The organism is Aureispira sp. CCB-QB1 (genome assembly GCF_000724545.1).
Classification (GTDB): domain Bacteria; phylum Bacteroidota; class Bacteroidia; order Chitinophagales; family Saprospiraceae; genus Aureispira.
Genome location: NZ_JHBV01000044.1, coordinates 58,457 through 79,392 on the forward strand (window position 1 = coordinate 58,457; position 20,936 = coordinate 79,392).

13 protein-coding genes and 1 tRNA gene are annotated in these 20,936 nt (G+C 36.6%); 6 read left to right on the plus strand and 8 right to left on the minus strand.

The genetic code is table 11. The features are described from left to right. Positions 1-67: 67 nt before the first annotated feature. The 5 genes from CG11_RS24565 to CG11_RS24585 all read right to left on the minus strand — a co-directional run bounded on the left by CG11_RS24565 (position 68) and on the right by CG11_RS24585 (position 12,497). On the minus strand, positions 68-6,220 hold the full coding sequence (locus CG11_RS24565) for an alpha-2-macroglobulin (protein WP_052599596.1): 6,153 nt from the start codon (positions 6,218-6,220) through the stop codon (positions 68-70). 69 nt (positions 6,221-6,289) lie between these two features. After that, positions 6,290-6,844 carry a hypothetical protein gene (locus tag CG11_RS24570; protein ID WP_052599598.1) on the minus strand — a complete coding sequence of 185 codons (555 nt, stop codon included), beginning with the start codon at positions 6,842-6,844 and terminating at the stop codon, positions 6,290-6,292. Between the two features lie 17 nt (positions 6,845-6,861). Next, positions 6,862-7,320 carry a hypothetical protein gene (locus CG11_RS24575; protein ID WP_052599600.1) on the minus strand — a complete coding sequence of 153 codons (459 nt, stop codon included), beginning with the start codon at positions 7,318-7,320 and terminating at the stop codon, positions 6,862-6,864. A 121-nt stretch (positions 7,321-7,441) separates the two neighbouring features. Next, positions 7,442-9,778: a choice-of-anchor B family protein gene (locus CG11_RS24580; protein WP_052599601.1), complete on the minus strand. Its 2,337-nt coding sequence runs from the start codon at positions 9,776-9,778 to the stop codon at positions 7,442-7,444. A 319-nt stretch (positions 9,779-10,097) separates the two neighbouring features. Next, positions 10,098-12,497 (minus strand): choice-of-anchor B family protein, encoded by a 2,400-nt coding sequence (locus tag CG11_RS24585; protein WP_052599603.1) that lies wholly within the window; start codon positions 12,495-12,497, stop codon positions 10,098-10,100. A 233-nt stretch (positions 12,498-12,730) separates the two neighbouring features. Between CG11_RS24585 and CG11_RS24590 the strand changes: the two genes are divergently transcribed. From CG11_RS24590 to CG11_RS24605, 4 genes are all read left to right on the plus strand, one after another. Further along, positions 12,731-12,803 (plus strand) — tRNA-Gly (locus CG11_RS24590). A 255-nt stretch (positions 12,804-13,058) separates the two neighbouring features. Further along, the gene (locus CG11_RS24595; RefSeq protein ID WP_052599606.1) at positions 13,059-14,480 is read left to right on the plus strand and encodes an L-serine ammonia-lyase; all 1,422 of its coding nucleotides are present in this window, start codon (positions 13,059-13,061) and stop codon (positions 14,478-14,480) included. 396 nt (positions 14,481-14,876) lie between these two features. After that, positions 14,877-15,095, plus strand: coding sequence for a hypothetical protein (locus CG11_RS24600; RefSeq protein WP_052599609.1), 219 nt, complete (start codon positions 14,877-14,879; stop codon positions 15,093-15,095). Between the two features lie 57 nt (positions 15,096-15,152). Then, positions 15,153-15,653: a hypothetical protein gene (locus tag CG11_RS24605; protein ID WP_052599612.1), complete on the plus strand. Its 501-nt coding sequence runs from the start codon at positions 15,153-15,155 to the stop codon at positions 15,651-15,653. Between the two features lie 299 nt (positions 15,654-15,952). Here CG11_RS24605 and CG11_RS24610 read toward each other — a convergent pair whose 3' ends face one another. From CG11_RS24610 to CG11_RS24620, 3 genes are all read right to left on the minus strand, one after another. Next, positions 15,953-16,459: a hypothetical protein gene (locus CG11_RS24610; protein WP_052599614.1), complete on the minus strand. Its 507-nt coding sequence runs from the start codon at positions 16,457-16,459 to the stop codon at positions 15,953-15,955. Between the two features lie 379 nt (positions 16,460-16,838). After that, entirely contained in the window at positions 16,839-17,558 is a 720-nt protein-coding gene (locus tag CG11_RS24615) for a hypothetical protein (RefSeq protein WP_052599616.1), read from the minus strand. Positions 17,559-17,588: 30 nt separating this feature from the next. Continuing rightward, positions 17,589-18,413, minus strand: a complete 825-nt coding sequence (locus tag CG11_RS24620; RefSeq protein ID WP_156039889.1) for a sulfite exporter TauE/SafE family protein — start codon at positions 18,411-18,413, stop codon at positions 17,589-17,591. Between the two features lie 124 nt (positions 18,414-18,537). Between CG11_RS24620 and CG11_RS24625 the strand changes: the two genes are divergently transcribed. Continuing rightward, positions 18,538-19,587: a hypothetical protein gene (locus CG11_RS24625; RefSeq protein ID WP_156039890.1), complete on the plus strand. Its 1,050-nt coding sequence runs from the start codon at positions 18,538-18,540 to the stop codon at positions 19,585-19,587. Positions 19,588-19,694: 107 nt separating this feature from the next. Continuing rightward, positions 19,695-20,783, plus strand: coding sequence for a hypothetical protein (locus CG11_RS24630; protein WP_052599623.1), 1,089 nt, complete (start codon positions 19,695-19,697; stop codon positions 20,781-20,783). Positions 20,784-20,936 lie beyond the last annotated feature (153 nt).

Sequence of the window (20,936 nt, forward strand, 5' to 3'; positions counted from 1 at the left end):
GATATTTTAATTGATTAGGCAATTTGAAAACGATATTCCAAATTGCCTAATAGAAATAGCCTTACTTTTACTCAACAGAGACTCGAACGCCCTCAGAGTGAGCCGTAAATTCAGGGGCATACATACATTGAATGGTGGTGATTCCATTGGAGAAATCACCTTTGTGATTGACTCGCAAAGGATATTCAAAGACATAAGTACCTTTAGATAAATAACTAAAGAAGAAGTTGGTCGAAGCATCTCTAGTACTTTCGTAGTAGCCCAAACCTCCTTGGTATTTATACTGACTCAAGACATTGGTTGGTTCTAAACCGGCTGCTCTCATATCCTTCATGTGAACATATTCCATATCTCGATCAACCATCAATTCAATGCGAACTTTAATCAAGTCTCCAGGTTCTAAGGTTTGGCTATCAATAGGTTTTAAGACAGGACCTCGATCGGTGTTAATTTGTTTGAACAGTTTCTTATTCAACGTCAAAGGTGTTTCTTTGAAATGCGTAATCTTGTCTAAATTCTCGAAGTATTGCCAGTACAAAGCTCCCCAAGCCACGACATTGTTTGGATTTTTGACCTTGATGTTTGCCATATCGTTGGTAATTTCATCTGCTTTCCAAGAAGTTTTAAAATACCCCGTTCCTGCTTCTTTCTTGATTTGAGATTGATCCAATTTTTTGTTGCCCAAAGTAATTTCAATTTCTTGGTCGTCCATCAACCAATTGTCACCGGACATGAGCAACGCATAACAAGCGGCGGCAGTAGCTTTGGTCGTTTTCCAATGAGTTGTCTGCTTGGCTTTTAGCAACCAAACTTTCAAATCTTCTACTGCCTTAGCATCTTTAGCTACAACATCAAAGACCTCAATCATCAAGGCATGGGTTTCGATGGGCAGTTGATACCAAAAGTAACCCGATGGATACTTCCAATACATGCCCATTTCATCGCTATTCAAGGCATTTTCTTTGGCAGCTGCAACAATTTTTTGAGGCGTTTCTAAGTCGGTTCCTTTTCTGTGGAAACCTAAGGCTAACAGTCCTTGCATATACATGGACTTATTTCTCCAATATTTTAGAGCTTGTCCTTCGTAGTACTGGATGGCTTCCAAAGTAGTTTTATTGGTAATTTTTTGCTCTAAAAAGAAGGTTCTAGCATAAAAATAATGAATGACCATTTGTCCTAGATGATCTTGCTCTAAGTACTCTTTTTCATTCTTGCTTCGTTTTGCCCATTTGAGCAATTCTTTGTAATGTCGAGCTAGCTCCACATCAATGTAGTCAACCGCTCGTTGAATCATTTTCGCCATCTTAGGATCAGATTGAATATCCTTGACCCCCAATTTATCTAGATGACCCATACCTTCTACAATATATTGGGTGATGTACCAGCTATCTCGACCACCAGGCATCCAACTAAAACCACCGTTTGCCAATTGACGATCCGCCATTTTGTCCCTAGCTTTTGTCAATTCATTCGCCATACGATTAAGATCAAAAAGTACCCCAATATTTTTCTTTTGAGTCGCTTCACTTTGCGCTGCCAAAACCCAAGGCGTTTCTTCTAATAAAGCATATTTAAGTTCCTCATTTTTAGCCAAATTACTTTTTAAAGCATCGGTATCAATATTTTTCCATTGATCAAAGACTCGTTTCACCTTGGGGTGTGCATTGGCAACATCAGAAGCCAAACTGTTGGCATAATAACGAGAGAAAATTTGTTCGGTACACTCATAAGGATATTCCATCAAATAAGGCAAGGATTGAATGGCATACCAAGCAGGGTTTTGCGTGAATTCTAAGGTCAGTTGATGGTGTTGGAGCGTTTTTGATTGACTGGCTTGAGCCATTCTATCAAAGGTGAATTTTTTAGTTTGTTTTCCTCGAACAGGGAGCGGTTGTGTTTCGGTGACCAACATGCGATTGGTCAGCACAGGAATAGCAGCTTCTTCGCCATCGGAGAAATCACCCGCTTTAGCAACGACTCGATGCGTAACAGGTGTGTTCCAACCATCAGGAATGTTGAGTTTCCAAGCCAAAGGGGTGGATTGTCCCGCTTGAGCATCAAAAGAAAGCGTAGCTTGAGTATTACCAAAAGCAGCATCAATAGGTTGCATGCTAATCGCATCAAAGAGTTGTAATTGAGCCTTACCCTTCATGGCTTTTTCAGTCAAGTTGTTGACCTTAGCTGTAAAGTAAATTTTATCATTTTCTCTAAAGAATCGAGGGGCATTGGGAACAACCATCAAGTCTTTTTGAGTGACGACAGATTTGGTGTCAGAGACAAAAGCCAACTCCTTGGTATGCCCAAAAAGCATGAATTTCCATTTGGTTAAGGCTTCGTTCATTGTGAATTTAATGATGATATTTCCATCTTTATCGGTCATTAAATCAGGATAAAAGAAAACAGTTTCATTTAAGTTGGTACGAACATTTATATCTCCAAAATCTTCTTCAGGAGCCTGCTCTAGTGCTTCAGGCTTGTTCGTTGCTAATTGTTGTTCGTTGACACTAGAATCTTTAGGTCTAAAATCGGCAATGGTAGCAGAAGAAGGAGTTGGAGGGGCAGGAGCTCGATTCATAGACTTCTCTCTAATTCCACCAGATTGCACTTCTTCTACAACTTCAACATCTTCAGATTCAAATACCTCATCATAGCGACCACCTCTAGCGTAGTCCCATTCATAAAAAGAAAATCCATTCCAATTAAATGTTTTGTAGGTTCTAGATTGACCATAACTGTATGCATTCCAGTTTGACCCTAATAAACTTGAGCCTACATAGTAGAAATTTTGATTTCCTTGAAGTGACATATTGCGATAACTCGTAGGGTGAATAGTCATGTTCCAAGAGTTAGCAGCAAAAGCATCTAAAGAGGCATCATACATACCCGCTAAAAATTCAGCCGCAACTTTATCTCCTTTATGACCTGAGATTTTAATTTTCCATTCTTCTTTTTGCCCAGGATATAACTTGTCACGGAATGTAGCGTATTCGACTTTTAAATCTTTATTGCTCCAAGGAACATAAATGGTTCCTCCCGAAGTATACAAACGATTGCTTTGTGTGCTTGTTAGGTGAAAGTGTAAATTGCCACGATGTTTTTCTTCTATAGCAATCTCAACTTTTGTTCTTCCTTTGGGTTGAATCCATTCTTTTTTTACAATTTGATTATCATGTTCTACCTCATATAAAACATAAGCAGCTTTGTTATGCGCACCAAAATCCAATGTTACCGTTTCCCCAGGTTCTTTCGTAAAAGAAGTTTGGGCTACAAATAAGGCATTATTGACAGGAGTTGTTTTTTCTTTAGAGCTATAAAGCGTAAAGAATCGAACCAATTCAATTGCTTTTCCGTATTTGTCTTGGGTTTTTAGAGTGACCTTATAAGCACCTTGCGTCCATTTTTGGATCTTTTTAAGGTCGAGTTCTTTGGATTTTTCTGTGTCAAAAGCTGTTTTTAAAACTTCTTTGGCAACGTTCCATTTTTGTTGCTCGTCCTCGTTTTTATAAGCATAATGAGGAAATTTCTCTTGGAATTTCTCTGCGGTTAAAATAGTATAATAATCAGGCTTAGCCCAAAAACGATTGCTATAAACAGTTTTAGGTGTTTGTAGCTGTTCGATGACAATAGAACCTTTAGCAGCTTCAAATTCGGCATTTAAATTTTTACTGTTAATGATAAATGCTTCGGCATTTTCTCTATCTACATTTTCAGGAATAGACAAACTAATATCTAAAGCAATATAACCAACTTTGACGGTTGTTTGCACCGTATGCGTTTCGCCTGTAATATCGGTAACTGTAGCATAAACGGTGTAGTTAAATTGCGGGTTTTTATCTTTGGGAATAGAACGATCGGCTAAAGCCTTAAAGGTGATTTCATATTCTCCTTTTTCGTTGGTAGTTGTTTCTCCAAAAGCAATTTCTTGAACCTCTTGATTGAATGGGATATACCATCCCCAACGCCAGTTCCAGTATGGAAAGTTAGCCTTTCTTACAACACGATATTGAACTTTGGCACCATCAATATTATTACCAGCATAAGCTTTGGCGTGCCCTTGAACTTTTACAGAATCATTTATTTTGAAAGATTCTTTTACGGGCAATGCAATGACTTCAAATTTAGGTCTTTTGTATTCTTCTACTCGAAAATACTTGTTGCTATTGTTTTGGGTATCTTCAATTCGCATTTGCCCTGTTAAACCACTCGAAGGAGCTGTGAAAGAACCATTAAAAGAGCCATAGTCGTTGGTCGTAACTTTTGCTTCGGCTATTTTTTGATAATTGGCATCATAAAAGACAATGGTACGGGCTTGGTTTGGAACAATTTTAGGATTTTTTCCATTCGTCATACGTTTTAAAACCAATCCTTTGAAATAAACAATTTGACCTGGTCTATAAATCGCTCTATCCAAAAAGAAGGTTGTAAATTCTTGTTCATAGGGTTCGCTATTATTATAATTATAATAAGAATCGTCTAAGAACAACTCGTCATCTTCGTGTGTAAGTTTAACAAAAAAAGAATTGTTATAATATGAATTTTTAGCTTTAAAGTTGGTGGTCTGAAAATAACCATTTTTATCACTTTGGGCATTGCCAGCTTTGACAGTTTCGTATCGACGCAACAAACTATTGTAGGTAGAAACATAAAACTCAGCTTTTACATCAGAAAGTGGCTTGCCAGTTACTCTATCTGTTAGATAAAATGTTTGTTTTCCATCTTCTGATCGAGTGCTAAAGCTGATGTTAGAAACATGAAAAAGACTATAAGCAATGCCATTTTCTGAGTATGAAAAATCTTCATTGGCAGAGGCAGCAATGAGGTAACGTCCGTTTCTTAATTTGGGAATACTAAATTCAACGCTGTGTTGTTGATAATCCCCTTCATCCTTGAGTTCGTTAGACCATTTATAAGCACCTGAAAGATTTTTTAGATAGGCAGCCCTAGCCTTTCCGTATTTGCTATTAAAAGCATCGTATTGTGCCTTGGTAATTGGGATAGCTCTAAAATAGAGTTTAGAAAGGTTTTTGTAAGTAATCAGACCTAAAGTGGGTTGATTGATAGGATTTACTTTTTCTACATTCAGTGAGATGCTTTTGCTTTTGATCGTTGCCATTAAGTTCTTGCAATGAGAAGCGCCGTAAGACGAAGGGAAAGCTTTTACCGCTTTTTCGCAAATTTCATATGCCTTTTTTATATCCCAACGATATTGCTCGGTTGGAGAAGGTTGGTATTTTTGCCCTTGACGATGATAATGCATGGCAATTTTATAGGCAATCTCTGTAGAAATTGCTTGATCTTTGTGTTTTTTAAACAAAGCTTCCAAACGTTCTATATACAATATCTCTTTGTCGTTTCGAATGGATTTGTTTTTAACAAACTCTAGGCGTTTTAAGTCCAAATCAATTAAAGCTCTAGGGTTGTCCAAATGGAAAGCCAAGCCTTTTTGAAATAAAATGAGCGCTTGAAAATTAGCAGAAAGACTATCTTTGGCAGTTAAACTACGTTTAGAAAATTCAGCAGCACCAGCAAAATCTTCTTCTGAGTCTAAATAAAACTTATAAGCAGGTTTAGTTAAATAATATTTATCAGATTGATGAAAATCTAAGGCTCTGTGAAGTAGGAAATCATATAGAGTAGGTCGAAGTCCTTCTACATTGGCACCTTGTTGGGTAATCGCTGCAAAATTATCAATAGAAATATTTTTAGTGTCTTCAAATTGAACACTTGATTGATACAGTTCATAACACTTTTGGGTAATGCGGTCAATGTCCCAAGTTCTAATGTCTTTGGGATTAAATTCTTCTGTTGCAGTTCGGTTTTGAAATTTATAAAGATGTTGATTTAAATAACGATCATACAATTCTGCAATCATAGATTGCAAAATAGGCTTGATAGGAGATTGTGCTTTTAGGGCTTCTTCTTCGAAGCGATAAATAGCTTTGACTAGACCATCTTCTTCTAATCGAGCTTGGTATTTATTAATAAAAAGAAGTGCCTTTATACTTTGTCCAGTTTGCGCTGAATTTTGGTCATCTCCTTGAATTTTTGTGTATAATTTTTGAGTAGCTTCTAAGGCAGACTTAGTTAGACCATCATATTCTAACTTATTGATTTCTGCCCATTCTTTGGTGTAGTTGTTGGTTTTGGTTTGTGCAATGCTATTCTGTTGCACAAAAAACAATAGAATACTGATAAGTATCCAGTTGAACATTTTTTGCATGATATGTTGGTTTGTTATGTTTGTTGGGAAAATTTGGATGCTTCTAATAAATGAATGATTCTAGGAGAACTATAGCTTATTCAAAAAGCCTGCAGCTTCGATTAAATGATATTTGTTATTCCAATAGATTACTTGAATATCATAGCCATAGGCTTGTTTGTCACCATTATCAATTCTAATTTGATAACTTTGTAACATAGCGGGAGAGTTTTCTGAATAGGGTTGTTCGTGGACGAATTCCAGACCAATGGTTTGAAAAGCAGCCTTATTAATTGTAATCTGATTGGGAAGTCCTGTGCTAAAAAAAGCATTGATACGTTGTTTTTGTGCCATTTGATCGATGCTGAAATTGCGCTTTCCTTCTTCTGTCATTAAATAGGCTTTGGTCTTGTTGGCGTCATCGCCTTCGGCATTTGTCAATAAATCAAAAATTAAGGCATTATTATCCAGTAATTTTAGCATTTTTTGTTCGTCATTATTCTTAATGCTTTCAATAATTTTATGCGATAGTTCGTCCATCGTGTCAAAGGCAACATAATTGTCCCCATTATAATTAGGGTCATTGCAAGCGATGAAAATAGAAAGAAAAAAGAGAATGAAATGTACTTTTAATGTGGTGGTCATTGGTGTTTTATCTATTTTTAAATTCGTTTTAATAAAAGCTCGTCTTTATTGTTTTGTATGATTTGAAACGTGCCCATTTTTTTGTTGCTAAATTGCTTAGGATCAGAACAGAAACCAGATTGTTGGGCAGACAATACAAATATCTCTACTGAATTGCCTTTGATGGTATAAATACCGTTGGTTGAAGTAAAACAATCATTGCCACAAGATGCCCTGTAATAAGCTTGAAAGGTATTGTCCTCATTAAACTCAACAAAATATCCAAAGTGAAAGTTTGTAGAATTTAATGTATAATTATCAATTTCTATATCAAAAAAAGCAGGGGAATTTACTTGCCACTTGTTTACCAGTGAAATAGAGCTAGTTTTTGAGGGAGAGGTTTTTTCTAAATCTTTTGTTAGTACATTATAGTTGATCGAACCCAAGCTTATAAGCAGTGGGAAACTCAGTACTAATAAATAGAATTTACTTTTCATGGTTAATGCTCGTTGTATGGATTATTGAATATAATAAAAAAAGCCAAAAAGCACAACGCCTTTTGACTTTATAGATGTCCATTCTATTCTTTTTGGTGTATAGAATTTTCTTAAGAAAGTTTTAATGTTTGACAACTTTTAAGGTTTGGTCTCCAATTCGAATGAAATAAATACCCGTTTCCCATGCCTGTCCTAGCACAAGACGTCCTTTGGGTTGCTCAATAGTTTGTTGCTCAATTATCTGTCCTAATGAATTAATAACTTCTAGTGCGGCAGGGAGCTTTACTTGATCGTAAGTTAAGACGACGTTTTCTTGAAAAGGGTTAGGAACAGTAGAAGCGATTGTTTGAGGAATTTCTACTTGCTGTATGGCAATATGATTGCCAGCAGAATCTACCACCATAAAATCATCTACCCAAATTCGTACTAGGCTATTGGTGCTTGGTGTAGAGTTGTAAGCTTTAAAAATTACTTCCATCGTATTGGTCAGCGAGACATGGTTCTTTAAGTAAATATCTGGAGAAGCTGTCCATGTAGCAGGGTTAATATTGCTAGAATGATTCATCACTTGAACCGTATCAATACCATTACTGACATATACTTCTAGTGTGCCAGCAGATTGGAATAGACTGTAAAAGTAATATTGGAAGTTCAGATAAGGATCTGTAGCTGTGCTCAAGTCCATTAGGGGAGAGTTGAAAATGGTTGTTCCAGAGTCCATCCAGACAATACTAGAAAGAAGGGTATCAGATGGATAATGACCTGTTGTAATGCACTTATTCCCTAAATCATCCGAATCTACATTAAGAAGTGGAAAGAATAGACCTGGAACGCTGTACAATTCTTGTCTTGTCCAATTTCCATTAGTAACGCTTCCTGATAAAGCCCAGCCTAAATCGAGTTCAAATTCATCTTTATAACCTTTGTTGAGTTGTATGGTTGTTGATGTATTAGAATGGATACTTAAAGAATCTCTCTGAGTTTGATGTCCCCAATGTCCAACCCATAGCTCATAATCTGATTGGAGTAAGGCTTGTTGAAAATCTCCATTGGCATCGGTAAATCCCGTATAAATTGTATCAACGTTCAATCCTCTAACTTCTACAATGCTATTGGGAATAGGATGGCCACTTTTTTTATCTTCAACTTTTAGATTAAGTGTAACTCTGGGAGTCAAAGCTAGTTCTACATTTTCGAGGGTTAATTGTCCATTTTGTAATGTTGTTGTAATTGTTTTGGAAATGTATCCCAATTTGCTAAAAGTCACTTGATAGGTTCCTGGAACAACAGTCCCTGTTTTGTAAGCACCTGTAATATCCGAGTTGGTGGAAGGGACATTTCCAGTAATGCTAACTGATGTATTGTGCAATGGTGCTCCAGTAATCGAATCGGTGACAATTCCTTCTAGCCAACAAGCTCGAACATAATTAGGATTTAAAACATGCAAACCCGTTTGTCTATCTGAAACTAAAATATGACCAGAAGGCAAAAATGGATAAGCACCCCAAGCACCATCCAGCTCACTATTAGGAACCAATGGATAGGTATCGTAGCGAGCGACTTCAACCAAGTTATTAGGTCTGCTAGCATCCAAAATAATTAAACCGTCCGTATAATAAGAGACAACTAAATAGTTGTTGTGAACATGTACATTGTGGGGGACAACTCCTGGATTGGGGGTACGCCAACGATCGATTCGTTTGATATCGGATAAGTCCGATACGTCATAAGCATCTATCCAAGCACCTGCTTTTTCATCGGTAGTAAAAAGTGTCTGACCATCTTCAGATAACCATACATTGTGCGCAAAATCTCTAGACGTTCGTTGGGTTGCTAATAACTGAGGAGAACTCTTGTTACTCATATCAAATACGGTAAAAAATCCATCGTAGACATTAGCGGACCACAAGGTGTCATTTCGAACATATACATCATGCGAGTAGTAAAACGGAAATACATGTCCCATGTATGTAGGCGTGTCTGGATCTGGGTTTAAGTCATAATAAGCTGGAGAACCAGAACCAGAATCCCCCGCAAGATACAGATAACCTTGTTCGTCAATCCACAAATTATGAGCAGAGTAGGCAGGAAAATTTGTATGAAAATGGTGACTGACACTGTTGGGCAAATCTGAAAGGTCAACAATTAAAATTCCACCACCACCTTCGGTGACGGCATAGGCGCGAGAGCCATATGTTTTTACGTCTCGCCATATACTACTGTTGGCGTTGATATAACTAATTTCGACAGGATTGGCAGGGTCGGCCAAACTTACAATAGAAAGACCATCTAAGTCTCCCACCAAGGCATATTCTGTTCCTGATGAGTCTACATAGCCCCAAATATCATTTAATATGATACTGTAAGGTAGATTTCCTACTGGTGTAATGTTGTGATTCGGGATTTGAGCTTGTATGCTACCAACAAACAACAAGCATAATAAAGTAATTAAACGCATATTGTAGAGATTGAGAATAGCCCACTAAAGCTATAGTGATACAGTCAATTTAGAGTAGTAAGTGAACGTACATTGACTTTGAGTGGCTTAGTGGAGCGTTAAAATGAAAAAATGTGGGGTTTGACTTGTTTGTTGGTAGGTCAATTAGAGAGATAAGTAGCTAAATGGATATAAGATTTAGTAGGTGTTAAGCAATAATTGATTCTGATTTTTTGATTTTATAAAATTTTAGTGAGTGATGATTAGTGATAATATAACAAGGAATGGATACAAAAGTTGGGATTTTTTATCCATTCCTTGTGTTAATAAATGAACGGTACTATGATTCTGATTTAATGACTTTGATTGTTTTGTTACCTATTTTTATAAAGTATATGCCTGCTTCCCAGTGTCTCCCTAGGTTTAACTGACTAGAGACAGGAGGCAATATTTGTCTTTCAACTATTTGTCCTAAAGTATTGTATACTTCTAATGAAATATTTTGAAGATTATTATTATCTATTTCATAATCAAGTTGAATGCTTTGTTTGAATGGGTTTGGATAATAGTTAACATTAATATCTTGAGTAGGAAGAACATGGACAGATGTCGCATTGGAGTCTGAGATTTCGAATAAATCGACAAGCGCCTCTAAAGCAGTTCCACTAGCATCATTTACTTGAAAATAAACACGCATTGTGTTAGTTAGGCTGATGTAGTCAGCAATAGAAATAGATTGCTTAGCAGACCAACTGTATTGTGGAGCAGTGCTACTAGCAAGTATAGCGGTGTCTGTACCATTGGTTATATAAACCGTAAAAGAGTCCGTTCCACTTGGAGGCCAGTTGACGTTAAAGAAATAGTGGTAGTTTAGAATAGGATTTGTTATACCACTTAAATCCATGATAGGAGAAACAATCGTTGTAGCACCATTGTCTACGTCATCTGCACCATGTATGCCATTCCCATTATTACCTGTGATTAGGCAATATGCTCCAATATCACCCGTTAAATCACCTTCTTCAGGAAGTACACTACCTTGCCAAGTAGACAAAGGAGCAGGGATACCGCGTTCCCATTTTCCAGAAGTAGCGTTTCCAAATTCTGACCACCTATAATCTAGAACAAATTCATCTTTATAGCCTCTTCGCAAAGGATAAACTTGGGCAGGAATCGCAGTAGAATCCAAAGCAACTAACTCAAAAAGTTTGGCATGATGCCCCCATTTTCCAGCTATAACTTTATAGTCGTTGTCGGGATAAATCGTAACACTAAAATTACCATTAGCATCTGCTGTAGTGGTATACTCATAAAGCGAACTTTGTAGGTTGACAATAGCATTTGAAAGACCAATACTAGGATTGATACTATCTACGACTTGACCTGTTAAAGTAAAGGCTGTGGCGGGAACCAACTGTACATTTTGTGTAGTTACAATTCCATTGGTTAGAGTAACCGAAATCGTCTGAGGAATATAGCCAGCTTTTTTGAATTCTACATCGTATGTTCCAGCTATTCCCATTCCAGTTTTATAGGTGCCCATGAAATCGGTCGCGTCGTTAGAATGTGTATTTAAAATTTGGACATCTACATCGAATAGAACGCTAGATGTTGCTTGATCAGTAACAATTCCTTCCAACCAGCAGGCACGTTGATAGTTGGGTTGTAGAACATGCAGTCCTGTATTAATATCAGAGACGAGTACTAAGCCAGAAGGCAAATAAGGGTAAGCACCCCAAGCACCAAAGAAACCAGTTTCAGGACTTAAGTTATAAGTATCATAGCGTCCTACCTCAATCAAGTTGTCGGGACGACTAGCGTCAATAATAATAAGACCGTCGGTATAATAAGAGGTAACTAAATAATCGTTGTACGTGTGTGTATTATGAGGAATTGTATTGGGAGTAGGCGTTCTATATCGGTCCAATTCTTTGATATTGCCTAAGTCTGAAACATTAAAAGACGCGACCCAAGCATTAGATTTTTCATCAGTGGTAAAGAGTGCATTCCCATCATCCGAAATCCATGCGTTGTGTGCAAAGTTTCGAGGTGTTGTTTGGTTGCCTAAGATGACAGGAGCGTTCTTATTACTAACATCGTATACAGAAAACGTACCATTATTAATATCAGAAGTCCAAAGCGTATCCCCTCTAGCATAGGCATCGTGCGCGTAAACAGGAGAGGTTGCACCTAATAGTATAGGGTTACCAGGAGTAGTATGTACATCCAGTATAAATGTTTCTCCTGTGCTGATATTGCTACCTGCAATGTAACAAAATCCCCCCTCGTCAATATAGAGGTTATGTGCTCTATTAAGGGTGTCTGTTGAGCTGTTAATGGTGAGTTCTGGTCTCCAAAATTGATAACTAGGGGTGCCACTTGGGAGAGGAGACAAATCTATAATTAGTAAACCATCATTTCCTTGGTCTGATGTGACGTAGGCAAAATTACCCCATGTTTTTAGATCTCGCCAAATAGAGGTGGCTCCAGGAATAAACAAAACTTCTGAAGGGGCATTAGGATTTGCCAAACTCACTATAGAAGTTCCAGTTCGAGTACCAACCAAAGCATACTCAACCCCCGTAGCATCTACATATCCCCAAATGTCGTTTAATTCTTGAGTATAGGGAAGGTTGCTAACGGAAGTTAGGTTGAAATCTGAAATTTGTGCTTGACTAGACTGAAAAGAAAATAAAATGGCAAGAAAAATTAATAAAGACGTTGTACTGTAGCTTTTCATGTAATATTAAAATTATTTGTTGCGTTTTAAAAATAAGAAAATATTAGAATACAACAAGTTAAGTTAAGTGATGTTTGTAATGTGGGGCGTTGCCTTTTGGGCAGAATCAGGAGTGTTGGTTGATGTGGTTATCTTAAATGTCGATAAAAAAATGAAAAAAATAAAAAAAATAGCTTAAAAATTTTGTCAAAAAATAAATTGTGTCTTATATTTGCACTCGCAGAAAATGATAAGCGAAAATAGCTCAGCTGGTAGAGCACAACCTTGCCAAGGTTGGGGTCGCGAGTTCGAATCTCGTTTTTCGCTCTTTTAAAGTCTTCAAGGTGTATTCTTGAAGACTTTTTTTTGTGCTTTTTTTAATTAAAAAAATATAGTGTTTTTTTTTAATTATTGTTAGTATTCTTCAATGTGGTACTTTATCTTTGAATAGAACTTTCACCAAATATCAGTTCAATGAACATCGTTAGTTGGCTACTTCTGACATAGAGGAGGACTAACATGGTTTTAGTAGACTATTTTTATTGATAACAAAACTCAATTTTATTTACTCCTTTTACTACTATGGAAGAAATTAGTGTTTTTGATATTTTTAAAATAGGAGTAGGGCCTTCGAGTTCCCATACAATGGGACCTTGGGTAGCGGCTTTATCCTTTTTAAAAAAGGTTGGTGACCGAAAAATAATTACCGTTAGTGTTAAATTGTATGGCTCCTTGGCTAAAACAGGTCAAGGTCATGGAACTGATATAGCGGTAATGTTGGGCTTGATGGGATACAACCCCAAAACAATTAAAACAAAAAAAATAGATCGATATATAGAGCAAGTGTATAAAAGCAGTCTCTTGGGAATTAATCGTTCTTATAATATCCCATTTATCCCGTTAGAAAACATTGAGTTTATTTACAAAAATCTTCCTGCGCATCCCAATGCATTAACTTTTGTCGCTGTGTTAGAGGATGAAACGAGAATGGAGGAAACCTACTATTCTATAGGAGGGGGATTTGTAACACAAGAAGGGGATCCCACTGTTCGACAAGAAAATCAAGAACCCGAAAAACCGAACTTTCCATATTTAATTCAGACGGAGAAGGATTTGTTGAAATGGGTAGGAGTAACTGGTTTGCCAATTTCTGAAATTGTCATGAAAAATGAGCTAAGTCTAAGATCTAGAAAGGAGATTAGAAAAGGAATTTTGGAAATATGGAACACTATGAAAGCTTGTATTCACAGAGGTTGTCATACTGAAGGGATTTTGCCAGGTGGTTTAGAAGTCGAGCGAAGAGCCTATCGTTTTAATAATAAATTACTAAATGGAGTACAAACAAAAGATATAGATGATTGGATTCGTTTGATTCAGGTTGTCAATCCAAGTTTTAGCAATGTAGTCAATTGGATTAGTTGTTTTGCTTTGGCTGTAAACGAAGAAAATGCTGCTTTTGGTCGTGTCGTAACAGCGCCAACCAATGGAGCGGCAGGAGTCATTCCAGCTGTACTGATGTTTTACTTGTGTTTTTATCCCAACAGAGGCAATAAGGATGTGATTCGATTTATTTTGACCGCGTCTGAAATTGGGTCATTGTTTAAAAAAGGCTCGACAATATCGGCAGCGCTTGGAGGTTGTCAGGCAGAAATAGGCGTTTCTTCTGCAATGGCAGCTGCTGGTTTGACGGAGTGCTTGGGAGGAACACCTCAGCAAGTTTTGATTGCTGCCGAAATCGCAATGGAACATCATTTGGGGTTAACTTGTGATCCAATTAGTGGTTTGGTTCAGGTGCCTTGTATTGAACGGAATACAATGGGGGCGATGAAAGCATTGACGGCTTGCCAAATAGCCTTAACTAGCGATCCTACTAAGGCAAAAGTGAGCCTGGATAGCGTTATTAAAACCATGAAAGAAACAGCTTTGGATATGAGTGATAAATATAAGGAAACGTCGGAAGGTGGTTTGGCAATCAATGTCTCCGTCCGAGTACCAGAATGTTAAGTTGCTAATAGTTGACCCAATACTAAATTAGTAAGAATATTTATATAGAAGAAAGCTAAAGCTAGTTTTATCTAAAAAGTTTGCTTTATCCCTTGTTTAAAGTTCATAACTTTTGCATATATTGCAAGGTAAGCGCAAGCAGGTTGTTGGTTATTTGAGCCAAGTAAAAAAGCTTTTAAATGAACAATTTGTTTGAAAAACTGTTATTTTACTATGTTAATTGTCTCAAAAAAGTAAAAAAAAAAAGATTTTATTTAAAATAAAATGTCTAACTTCATTGAGTGACATTTATGAGAGATTAAAACATCTTATATCCTTTGGTTGCCAAATCAAAGGAGCGTAATTGAACATTTAGAGTACTTAATTATATTTAATAATTTTAAAAAAAGTTTTTACATGAAAACGAATATATTACGTTTTTCTGCTGTTTTGCTAGCATCTGCAACTCTTTTTAGCTGTGGTGGTGGAATGTCCGCAGAAGAAATTCAAGCAGAAGCACAAAAGAAGTTTGATGAAGCTAAAGTTGAGCTACAAGAGGAGGCAGCAGCAGATTGTGAATCTAATATGGCAGCATATACAGCAGCAGCTTTAGATTCTATCAAAATGGCAAATTAGTAAGAGTACAGCTAGTTTGAATAATAATTTGAATAATCCAAAATCGAGTCTAATATTATGAAAAAAACAAGATTATATAAGGTGGGTGCATTGTGTCTTACATTTTTAGGCGCTGGTGCATTTATGGCATTTGATGATGCTCAAACAGATGAACAAAAAGTAGAAACAGCTTACCAACAATTGGTAACAGATTTTAAAATGGAGCAAGAGCAACTTTGTAAAGCACAGGCTTTGGCAGCAGCACAAGCTCACTGGACAGAATTGCAAAATGCAGGAGCTGAAGCTTCGGAAGGTGGCAATACTGTTGTGACAACAACAACTACAGGTGGTGGAAGTTCTCAAGGTGGAACAACAACTACAACAACAACTACCACAGGGGGCAATGATGAGCCAACTACTACTACTAAGCCAACCCCAACAACTGGAAAGAAAGGAAAAATGAGTGGTGAAAAAGATGCTTCAGTTGACGGTAAAAAAGGAAAAATGAGTGGCGATAGTAAATCTGGAGAAGGTACCACTTCTACAGACAAAAAGAAAAGCAAAATGGGCGGTAAATAAATTATTGTAATGGCATAATTTATTCGCTTAATGATAATGGCAGGATAGGTTCCAATGGAACTTATTCTGCTTTTTATTTTTGGGGTTATCAGGAGTTGTTTTGTGCAACAGAAACAAAAGTCTGGGCAGAGTAAAAGCGTAAATCTTGGTTTTTGTTCTTGGGGCAAGCCAAGAATCTATTGTTGATATAGATTAGAAAGAAAATGAAATGGAACAAAATAAAAAACTGATTACACGCTGCCGTGTAACCAGTCTTTATTTGAGATTTAACTCTATAAGTTAAATGCAAAAGTATCTTATTATTTTACCCAAGTAGACATACATGTATCTCTCTTGATGTTGTTTGCATCTGTTTCATCAGAAACAACATACTTTATAGTAATAGTGTTTCCACTAATGCTACCAGCACCTATAGATTCTACAAAGAATTTGTCATTGTCTGGCTCTTGGCGAGAAATAGTGAATTCTGTAGAAGAAGTAACACCAGCAACTACTACACCTGTAAACTGGTCCCAGAAGTTAACAATATTAAAGTTCTTGATGTTAGAACTTGCATTCGTTGTAGTTACTGTATATGTTGCAGGAATTGATCTCGTGCAAGTATCAGAAACAACCCAGCTACCGATGAATTTAGCACGCATTTCTGTGTTACAAAGCCCAGCAGCATCTTGCTCGTATCCTTCTGTACAAACACAAATACCTTCTGTACAAGTACCTTGGTCACCACAAACTACGTCTTTACATGGATCATTATCACATGAAATAACGAAAATAGCAGCTAAAAATAAAATGATTAAGTTTTTCATAATGTCATTAAAAGTTTAAACTAAATAAAAAAAAGCGTTAAAATATATTTGTTCGTATAGGCAGCAATTACCTAATTCAACGGTTTCACAAATATCTTGCTAAAATACAATTCTCATGGGAATTTTATAATTTTTACTACATATATATAGCCCTTAATTAAAAATATATTGATAATATTATTGGGGAACTAAAAAAAGGACAAGATAGGAGGCTAATAGTTTCTACTATATATAAACTTGATTTATGATTTATTGTTCTAAGAAACAAAAAAAAATCTTTAAAAAAAAGAAAAAAACTTCTGTTGTTGTTCTTCTTGGATTGGCTTTTTACGATTTAATCTCTGTTTATCTGCAACCCATTTCATTGGTGGTCGATTTGTTATTCATCAATCAAAGCCAAACGTTCGTCTAAGAATTGCCAAAAGGGATGATAGGCTTGAAGAATACCTTTATCATGGTCATAAGTAATTGGATTAGGCAAAACGAGTTCGTTTGCCTTAATGCATTGTCTTGCCTTGCTTACAAAATCGAAAAAGCTCCAATAAAAAATACCATCCACTTTTATTTTGCTTAGTTCATCGAAGGGCAATACAGATTCTCTATATAGTTCGCCAAAGCCGTTATGTACTTGGTAAAATAGACCTAAGTTATGTTGATACTTTTGGCTGATGCTGCGGCGCTCGAATTCAGCAGCCTCATCTATTGGTGCGCCTCCATTGTAAAAGAGATAAAAAGGAGTTCCATTGTCCATTAATGCTTCAATCAAGTAAATTAGTTGCCAATTTTTATGCTGTTCAATTGTCAAAATATACTTGCAACGTGCTTTAAAAAGATCTAAAAACTGTGGTAACAACTTGTCTAGGGGAGACCAAATTTTTGTAACAGCTGAAGCAGCGCTATCGTGTTTGTATTGAAACCATGGGCAAGTTTCATCTTTTACGTCTTCTAAAAAGGAACAGTTGCCAAGGTTTTCTTTTTGTAATAAATATAGAACACCTGCTTTTCCATGTTTTTGGATGATTTTTGTTTTTTGGTCAATCAAAGCTCTGAATTTTTTTGCTTTCAAAGCTTCATCGTATAAAAGCCCTAAGTTTTGCATGATGGTAGCTGAGTTGTAATTAAGAATAATTTATAGAATCGTGTTGATACTTTTAACAATGAGTAATACTCCAGAAAAAAGCATGAGTCCATAAACATATTTATTGAATTTTTGGGGACTCTTAATAGACTGGTTAATTTTTTTTCCAATAGGTATGGCCAAAAGCATTGATGGAAGTGCAATTAAGTAATAAAGTACAATATTAGGATTATCATAAGATCGAATATAAACATGGCTGCTGATAACAATACAATTTACATATAAAAAATAAGCTTGCAAAGTAACTCTAAATATATTGGGTTGCCATTGTCGTAGGGCTGCATAAATAACTGCTGGTGGACCAGAAATATTACATATTCCTGCGAACAACCCAGAAAGTCCTCCAAAAATAGGAGCTGTTTTATTATCATTGAGTTTGGGTAATACAGGCGTTTTTAGATTGTAGATAGAAAAAATAACAATAAAAATGCCTAAAATCAATTTCATAATCATTTCTGGACCATATTTATTCAAATAAACGCCAATTGGAATAATTAATGTGGCAGCTAAAGCTAGCGGAATAACACTTTTGAATTGCACATTCTTTCTGCCCTGAAAAACGATAAGAATTCCTGAAGTGAGAAATAGGAGAGGAATTAAGGGACCAAGTGTATTGAGTCCCAAAAAGAGAGAAAGCAAAGGAACTGTTGTTAAAGCAAAACCAAAACCAAAAGTAGAATTTACCAAACTACCCAAAAAAATAATTACAACTAAATACGTTGTTGTTCCCATTTTATGTTGTATAATGAAGCGATTAAAATTGATGTATTTTGGGTTGCTAAAGTAATACCTTCTTGTGAAGAATTGCTTTTGCAATGAAAATATTTTAAATCTCTATAGAATTACTAGAAAGAGGACACATAAAAATAAAAGCCCCCATCTTGTATCATTTCTCAGGCTTCGGTTGTAAGCCTTATGTAACTTTCTTAATTCTAATATTATGTATAATAGATTATTTTTGAGTTCTATCTTTCTATTCGTAATAAGTACAATAGGCTGCCGACCTGTCGATACTTGTGAAGCTCCTGTTCAGAAAGGCTTACTAAAAGCTAAAGTTTGTGGTATGTCCTTAACTGCTCCACGCAACCCATTTGTTCAAGACCCGATGGAAGAGATGAATGCTTTAGGTATTAACTGGGTAGCTTTATTACCCTTTGGTTTTTTTGACCAAAGTAATGCAACGATTTCATTTGACACGACTGGAACCGCTGGTGGGTGGTGGGGAGAAACTAAAGTGGGGATAACGACCAGTCATAATTTGGCGGTTGCACAAGGAATGAAAACAATGCTGAAACCACAGCTTTGGTCTTGGCAGGGGTGGATTGGTGATATGGAGTACCCAACACAACAGGAATGGGATCAATTTCACGCAGATTATACAAGTTTTATCTGTTATTGGGCGGGCATTGCTGAAGACCTAGAGGTAGATATTTTTTGCATAGGAACAGAGATCAAGGAATCCGCAATGAATCATCCAATTTATTGGAATAATTTAATTGATTCTATCCGCCAAATATATAGTGGTCCGATTACTTATGCTCCAAATTGGGATGAATACGACCAAATTACATTTTGGGACAAATTAGATTATATAGGTGTAGATGCTTATTTCTCATTGTTGCCAGATGCTACTCCCAAGGTTTGTGATTTAAAAACAGCATGGGAACCAACGTTTGAACGTTTAAAAACGTTTTCAACAAAGTGGAATAAGCCTATTTTATTTACAGAGTGGGGCTATCTAAGTTTGGATGGCTGTGCTTATAAAACTTGGGAGTTGGAAAAGAATCGGAGTAGTGCTGCTATTAACGAACAGGCACAGGCAAATGCCGCTCAAGCGTTGCTGGAGATATTTGGAAAGGAAGATTGGTGGGCAGGTGGTTTTCAATGGAAGTGGTATGCAGATTTGGCTGCTAGTTCGCAAGATCGCTCGGATGATTACACACCTCAGGGTAAGATGACAGAAGAGGTTTTGAAAGGACTTTATCAATAAGTTGCGAATTATTTTGAAATTTTGTTAAGTAGTTAATGTGGAACAACATTGTACTCAATCAATGTAAGAATGTCCATTTTGAAAAGAGAATAAAAAGAGCAGATTAGATGCGTTATTTAATATTAGGAGGGCTGTTTTTAATTGGTTTAACATTAGGTGCTTTGTCTACTCTAGATAAAGAAACTGAAGTGTTATCCGTAGATACCTTTGCTCAAGAAAATTGTGATGCCGCAATACAATCAGGGTTGTTGTCAAACAAAATAAAAGGCATGTCGTTTGTAGCGCCTCCTAATCCTTTTCCAAATGACCCCTTATTACCACTAAAAGCGCTGGGAACAGACTGGGTGGCGGTATTGCCTTATGCATATTTCAAAAAGAATGAGCCTGAAATACATGGTTTTTCCAATGGAGGTTGGTGGGGAGAGCGTCCTGAGGGTATTTGCACAACCGTAAATCATGCACACGATAAAGGAATTAAAGTGATGCTTAAACCTCAACTTTGGACGCACGATCAGTGGATTGGAGAACTGAAATTCGACACAGAAAAAGATTGGAAGAAATTTGAAAAAAATTATGCCACCTTTATCTTGAAATGGGCAGCTATAGCTGATAGTATGGAAATGGATATGTTGTGTATAGGAACTGAAATTCGCCATTCTGCGGAACAACGACCAAAGTACTGGCGTCAATTAATCCAATCGATTAGAAAAGTATATAATGGTAAGTTAACCTACGCTCCAAATTGGGATGATTATGATAAAATTACCTTTTGGGATGCTTTGGATTATATCGGTGTAGATGCCTATTTTCCACTTTCTTTTGAAAAAACACCTACTGTTTGTGATTTAAAAGAGGCTTGGGAACCTATTGTAACTAAATTAGAAGGGTATGCAAAAAAGTGGAACAAGCCAATTTTGTTTACTGAATTTGGGTATTTGAGTTTGGATGGTTGTGCAGGGAAAACTTGGGTGTTGGAGAAAAACAGAGCATCAGCTGGCATTAATGAACAAGCACAGGCAAATGCCATTCAGGCTTTGTTGGAAGTCTTTGCAGGCAAAAATTGGTGGGCAGGTGGTTTTTTATGGAAATGGTATCCCAATTATTCGAGTTCGATGGGAGAAGGGAAGCGGGCAAGAGACTATACGCCTCAAGGTAAATTGGCAGAAACTTTGTTGCAAAAAATGTACTCAGACTAATGTCAATTATTAGAGTTAATTAGAAAAAGTTGACTATTCGCGCCCACACATGCGAGGACTTATAATCCCGAAAGGGGCTTTGTACCCTAAAGTTGTGAAGCGCTGTACAAATAAGCATAACTTGATCTCTGAATTCAGAGTCATAGTGACGAC